At 73.5% G+C, this 6273-nt stretch carries 5 protein-coding genes; 4 read left to right on the top strand and 1 reads right to left on the bottom strand.

Annotated elements, in window-relative coordinates:
* On the bottom strand, positions 1 to 367 hold a 367-nt coding region (locus tag CNO22_RS29020; protein WP_232806984.1), incomplete at its 3' end, for a LexA family protein.
* A gap of 400 nt (positions 368 to 767) precedes the next feature.
* Here CNO22_RS29020 and CNO22_RS12345 point away from each other — a divergent pair.
* The 4 genes from CNO22_RS12345 (at position 768) to CNO22_RS12330 (ending at position 6227) form a co-directional block, all read left to right on the top strand.
* Positions 768 to 1451, top strand: a complete 684-nt coding sequence (locus CNO22_RS12345) for a LysM peptidoglycan-binding domain-containing protein (RefSeq protein WP_157936921.1) — start codon at positions 768 to 770, stop codon at positions 1449 to 1451.
* 129 nt (positions 1452 to 1580) lie between these two features.
* The gene (locus CNO22_RS12340; RefSeq protein ID WP_100499657.1) at positions 1581 to 2219 is read left to right on the top strand and encodes a hypothetical protein; all 639 of its coding nucleotides are present in this window, start codon (positions 1581 to 1583) and stop codon (positions 2217 to 2219) included.
* A 482-nt stretch (positions 2220 to 2701) separates the two neighbouring features.
* Positions 2702 to 3250 carry a transcriptional regulator NrdR gene (gene nrdR, locus CNO22_RS12335; protein WP_100499656.1) on the top strand — a complete coding sequence of 183 codons (549 nt, stop codon included), beginning with the start codon at positions 2702 to 2704 and terminating at the stop codon, positions 3248 to 3250.
* Between the two features lie 97 nt (positions 3251 to 3347).
* Positions 3348 to 6227, top strand: a complete 2880-nt coding sequence (locus tag CNO22_RS12330; RefSeq protein ID WP_100499655.1) for a vitamin B12-dependent ribonucleotide reductase — start codon at positions 3348 to 3350, stop codon at positions 6225 to 6227.
* Positions 6228 to 6273: the final 46 nt, after the last annotated feature.

The raw sequence follows: 6273 nt of genomic DNA, 5'->3' as shown, positions 1-6273 counted from the left end.
GCCGCGACCCGAACCGCCCGCGCGCGTTGGACGTCCGCCTGCCCGGCGACGCCCCCGGCGCCCCCGCGCCCTCGGCGCCGGCGGGTGCCACCACCGTGGGCGCGGGGGCGCCGGGGGCGTCGCCGGGCAGGCGGACGTCCAACGCGCGCGGGCGGTTCGGGTCGCGGCGCAGCCAGCCCTTCTTCTGCAGCACGCTGAGCTGGTGGGCCACCGACGAGGCCGACGACAGGCCCACCGCCTCGCCGATCTCGCGCACCGAGGGCGGGTAGCCGCGCCGCTCGATCGAGTCGCGGATCACCTCGAGGACCCGCCGCTGCCGCTGGGTGAGCCCGTCGCCGGCCTCGCCCCGGTCGGGGAAGGTGCGCACCGTCGCCGCCTCGGCCGGCTCCGCAGCGGCGGTCCGGCTGCCGGACGCGCGCCGCGATGAGCCGCCTCCGCCCCGGGCGCCGCCGCCCGACGTCCCCCTCGTGCCCGCCACGTCTCCTCCTCGCCGGCCGTGTCGCCACGGCCCTGTCGTCCTGCGCCCGCCCGGGGAGCCGGGCCGACCCCTTCCGGAGGCCCACTGCCGGCCCCGCCGCTGCCCTCGCGGCCGCGGCGGACGGGTGCTGCTCCGGACGGTAGCGCCTCGGAGCCGGTACTTCAAACGTGTGTTCGAAGCGCGTGGCGGTGTCGGGTCGACCGTGTCGGCGGCATGCGGTAGACATCGGACAGATGTTCGATCGAACGTGCGTTCGATCGGTGCAGTGGTCGATGGAGGAGGAGTGGTCATGGCGAGCGTGCGGCAGGCCGTGCTGGAGTTCGACGCGTCGGTGCAGGTCCCGTGGCGGCCGTTGCTCGGGTCGGCCGACGGTGGCCGTGCGTCGGGGGGCGGGCGCCCGGCGCGCCCGACCGTCGCGTCCGGTCGTGCCCCGCGGACGACTGGCGCCCCGGGCCTGGCCGGGACCGGTCCCCGCGTCGGCGGGCACCTGCGGCCGGTCCCCGACCGCCCGGCGGGTCCGGAGCCGCGGAACGCGGAGCCGGCCCCCGCCGGGCGGGGCGCGGGCCGCGCGCCGGCGCGCCGGGAGACGGCCTCCTCGGGTGGCCGCGCCGCCACGTCGCGGGCGGTGCCGGCCCGTGCCGTGCGTGGCGGCTGTGCCACCCCGGGGCGGGGCGCGGCTCCCCGTCTGCGCCTGACCCGCCGGGGCCGCCGGCTGGTGCTCGCCCTGGCCCTCGGCGGCGCCGTCGCGCTCGGCTCGGTCGTCGCCCCGCTCGTCCAGGGTGCGGGCGACGGTGGGCTGCAGCTGGCCGGTGGGCGGAGCGTCGTGGTGGAGCCCGGTGACACGGTGTGGTCGATCGCCGGGGAGGTGGCCGGTGCCGACCAGGACGTGCGCACGGTGGTCGACGCGATCGAGGAGCTCAACGACCTCGAGGGGTCGGTCCTGGTCCCCGGTCGGGTCCTCGAGCTCCCCTGACCGGCGCGGTCGCCGGCTCGCCAGGCGCGGGGAGGTCGAGGAGCGACAACGCGGGGTTGCGAGGTTCGTCAACCTGTCGTGCCGAGTCGCTCACGCTCGGTGGCCGACAGCCCGTCTACGGTCGGATCCGTGTCAGCGATTTCAGGCAGCCGGGCCGCCGTCTTCACGCAGCAGTCGCAGCGCTGCGAGGTGCTCGTCGAGGGCGCCTGGTGGCCGGGGTCGCTGCTGGGGTGGCGGCACGACGGCCGGGGCGCGTGCCAGATGTGGGTGCGGGTGACCGTGGCCGGCGTCGACCGCGAGACCTGGAGCGACCTGGCCGAGGTGCGACTGCCGGAGGTCCGGCCGGCACCGGTGCTGGTGCCGGACAGCGGCATGGACCCCCTCGCGAGGCTCGGCGAGGAGCTGCTGCCCGGGGCCTCGGCCGCCCCGCTCCTGTCGCTGAGCGAGGCCGCCGCCCGTGAGCAGCGGGCGGCCGGCGTCCTTCCCGGGTCGGCTCCGGCCACCGGGCGCCGTCGTCGCCGCCACGGCGGCGACGTGACCGCCGAGCAGCCGGCCGTCCCCGCCGGCGTGGCCGCGGGCCGCCACCGTGTCGGGCGCCACCGCGCCGTCGACGCCCAGTCGGAGGAGGCGCGGGGCCCGGAGCTGGGTGACGCGACGGTGCTCATGCCGCGGGCCACCGAGGCCGACTGCCTGACCCGCCCGCTGCGGCTCGGCGACCGCGTGCTCCGGCCCCGGCTCTCGCGCCCCAGCGAGGCGCTGCGCGCCTGAGGGCGGGCACTCGCCCGTGCGCTCCGGCGCGGCACGCCTCCGCGCGGCATCAGCAGGCCCGCATCGCCGTGACCCGCACCGCCACGCCCGGCCCCCGGCGTCCGGGGTGCCTGTCCTGCCCGGCCCGCTACACCCGACCGACGCGTCCCGCGACCGCTGCGACGGGTTCCCCGGCGTGTCGCCGGGGCGGGTGTGACGACTGCGCGCGGGTGGTCACGAAGTCATCTCGACGGACGACGCGCCTCGCGTTCCAGCTTGCAGATCTAGTGGGGACCGACCTAAGGTTCCCCTATATCTAGTAGTTGCACCGTTGTGAGTCCGTCCACAGGCCGATCCTCAGGTCCTCCCCACGACGTCCACCGGATGTCCCCAGGGAGGTCCACAGTCGGCCTCCCGGGCCCGTCGTGCCGGCCGCTCCCGCGGTCGCTGCGGCGACCGGGCGGACGTGCGGCGGAGCGTGTCGCGAGGGGAGGGGAACGGCCGTGCGCTGCCCCTTCTGCCACAACCCGGACAGCCGCGTCATCGACTCGCGCGAGGCCGACGAGGGGGCGACCACCCGTCGCCGCCGGTCCTGCCCCGCGTGCGGACGGCGCTTCACCACGGTGGAGGAGGCCGTCCTCGCCGTCGTCAAGCGCAGCGGCGTGAGCGAGCCGTTCAACCGCAGCAAGGTGGTGGCCGGCGTCCGCCGGGCCTGTCAGGGGCGGCCGGTCGACGAGGACCAGCTGCAGAAGCTCGCCCAGCAGGTCGAGGACGCCATCCGCGCCACGGGCGCGGCGGAGGTACCCAGCCACGAGGTGGGGCTGGCCATCCTGCGGCCGCTGCGGGAGCTGGACGAGGTCGCCTACCTGCGCTTCGCCAGCGTCTACCGCGCCTTCACCTCGCTCGAGGACTTCGAGAAGGAGATCACCGAGCTGCGGGCCCGGCACATCGCCGCCGGCACCCCGCCGCTGCCTGGCATGCAGGACCCGCCGGCGCGCCGGCGGGGCGGGGGGCGCGGCCAGGCCGCCCCCGACGGCAGCCCCGGTCGATGACGCCCGCCGCTGTCGCCGAAACCGTCAGCACCACCCGCTAGAACGAGAGGCGGCTCTTCCCCAGCCGCCGCAACGCCCACAACACAGGGAGAGCTCCGTGACCGAGACCGAGGATCGCTTGTCGGGCCGTACGCGTCGCGCCGCCAAGGCGCCGACTAGGGGGAAGGGCCTGAAGGTCAAGCGTGTCTTCACCACCGCCGGGGTGCACCCGTACGACGAGGTGACCTGGGAGCGTCGTGACGTCGTCATGACCAACTGGCGGGACGGCTCGATCAACTTCGAGCAGCGCGGCGTGGAGTTCCCCGCCGAGTGGAGCATCAACGCCACCAACATCGTCACCACGAAGTACTTCCGCGGCGCCGTCGGCACCCCGCAGCGCGAGACCAGTCTGCGCCAGCTCATCGACCGGGTGGTGCTGACCTACGGTGCGGCCGGCCGCGAGCACGGCTACTTCGCCACCGAGGGCGACGCCGAGGTCTTCGAGCACGAGCTGACCTGGATGCTGCTGCACCAGTACTTCAGCTTCAACAGCCCCGTGTGGTTCAACGTCGGCACCAGCGCCCCGCAGCAGGTCAGCGCCTGCTTCATCCTCGCCGTCGACGACACGATGGACTCGATCCTCAACTGGTACCGGGAGGAGGGGCTCATCTTCAAGGGCGGCTCGGGCGCCGGCCTGAACCTCTCCCGCATCCGCTCCTCCAAGGAGCTGCTCTCCTCCGGCGGCACCGCCTCCGGCCCGGTCAGCTTCATGCGCGGCGCCGACGCCTCCGCCGGCACCATCAAGTCCGGTGGGGCCACCCGCCGCGCGGCCAAGATGGTCGTCCTCGACATCGACCACCCCGACATCGAGGAGTTCATCGAGACCAAGGCGCGCGAGGAGGACAAGATCCGCGCGCTGCGCGACGCCGGGTACGACATGGACCTCGGCGGCAAGGACATCACCAGCGTCCAGTACCAGAACGCCAACAACTCCGTCCGGGTCTCCGACGAGTTCATGCGCGCGGTCGAGGACGGCACGGACTTCGGGCTGCGCGCCCGCATGGACGGCTCGGTCATCGAGACCGTCGACGCCAAGGACCTGTTCCGCAAAGTCACCCAGGCGGCCTGGGAGTGCGCCGACCCGGGCATCCAGTACGACGACACGATCAACGACTGGCACACCAACCCCGAGACCGGGCGGATCAACGCGTCCAACCCCTGCTCGGAGTACATGAGCCTGGACAACAGCTCGTGCAACCTGGCGTCGCTGAACCTCATGAAGTTCCTCAAGGACGACGGCACGTTCGACACCCGGAACTTCGTGAAGGCCGTCGAGCTGGTCATCACCGCGATGGACATCTCGATCTGCTTCGCCGACTTCCCGACCGAGCCGATCGGTGAGACCACCCGCGCCTACCGGCAGCTGGGCATCGGCTACGCCAACCTGGGCGCCCTGCTCATGGCCACCGGCCACGCGTACGACTCGCGCGGCGGCCAGACCCTGGCCGCGGCGATCACCTCGCTGATGACCGGCACCGCCTACCGCCGCTCGGCGGAGCTGGCCGGCATCGTCGGCGCCTACGAGGGCTTCGCCCGGAACGCCGACGCCCACGCCCGGGTGATGCGCAAGCACGCCGCCGCCAACGACGCGATCCGCCCGGTCGGCGCTGACGACGCCGACGTGGTGAAGGCCGCCACCGCCGAGTGGCAGTCCTGCCTGGAGATCGGCGCCGACTTCGGCTGGCGCAACGCGCAGGCGTCGGTGCTGGCCCCCACCGGCACGATCGGCTTCATGATGGACTGCGACACGACCGGCATCGAGCCGGACTTCTCGCTGGTCAAGTACAAGAAGCTGGTCGGCGGCGGGTCCATGCAGATCGTCAACCAGACGGTCCCGCGGGCACTGCGCAGCCTGGGCTACCAGGACGAGCAGATCGAGGCGATCGTCGAGTACATCGCCGAGCACGGCCACGTCGTCGACGCCCCGAGCCTGCGCCCGGAGCACTACGAGGTCTTCGACTGCGCGATGGGCGAGCGGGCCATCTCCCCGATGGGCCACGTCCGGATGATGGCCGCGGTGCAGCCCTTCATCTCCGGCGCCATCAGCAAGACGGTCAACATGCCGGAGACGGCTACCGTCGAGGACGTCGAGACCATCTACTTCCAGGGCTGGAAGCTCGGCCTCAAGGCGCTGGCGATCTACCGGGACAACTGCAAGGTCGGTCAACCCCTGTCCGGTGGCAAGGGCAAGAACGACGGCTCCAAGGACGAGGCGAAGGTGGAGGCCGCGGCCCCGGCCGGCCTGTCGCACCCGGTGCGCAAGCGGCTGCCGAAGAAGCGGACGAGCGTCACCACCTCGTTCAGCGTCGCCGGCGCCGAGGGCTACATGACCGCCGGCATGTACGAGGACGGCAGCCTCGGCGAGGTCTTCCTCAAGCTCGGCAAGCAGGGCTCGACCCTGGCCGGTGTCATGGACGCCTTCTCGATCGGCATCTCGCTGGCGCTGCAGCACGGTGTGCCGCTGGAGACCTACATCCAGAAGTTCACCAACATGCGCTTCGAGCCGGCCGGCATGACCGACGACCCGGACATCCGGATCGCCCAGTCGGTGATGGACTACATCTTCCGTCGCCTGGCGCTGGACCACCTGCCGGTGGAGAAGCGGGCCAACCTCGGCATCTTCACCGCCGAGGAGCGCGCCGCCCAGGTGTCCGGCTACGGCACCTCCGCCTCGACCTCCGCGGTCGCGGAGGAGGAGGTCGACGTCGAGGCGCTGCGCGGCTCGGTGCCGACCGAGGCCCCGGCCAAGCCGGAGCCCAAGGCCGGCGCGGTGGCGGAGAAGCCGGTCAAGGAGGCCCACTCCTCGGCCGAGCTGCTCGAGCTGGTCACCGGGACCGCCACCGACGCGCCGCTGTGCATGACCTGCGGCACGAAGATGCGCCCGGCCGGCAGCTGCTACGTCTGCGAGGGCTGCGGCTCCACCAGCGGCTGCAGTTGATCGCTGCCCCTAGAGGAACGACCGGCGCCCCGGTCCCGCGCACGCG

Origin of the sequence: Geodermatophilus chilensis (genome assembly GCF_002802985.1) — a bacterium.
GTDB classification, from domain to species: domain Bacteria; phylum Actinomycetota; class Actinomycetes; order Mycobacteriales; family Geodermatophilaceae; genus Geodermatophilus; species Geodermatophilus chilensis.
Note: the sequence above shows the minus strand (reverse complement) of the source record. Positions and strands in the feature narration are given on the sequence as shown.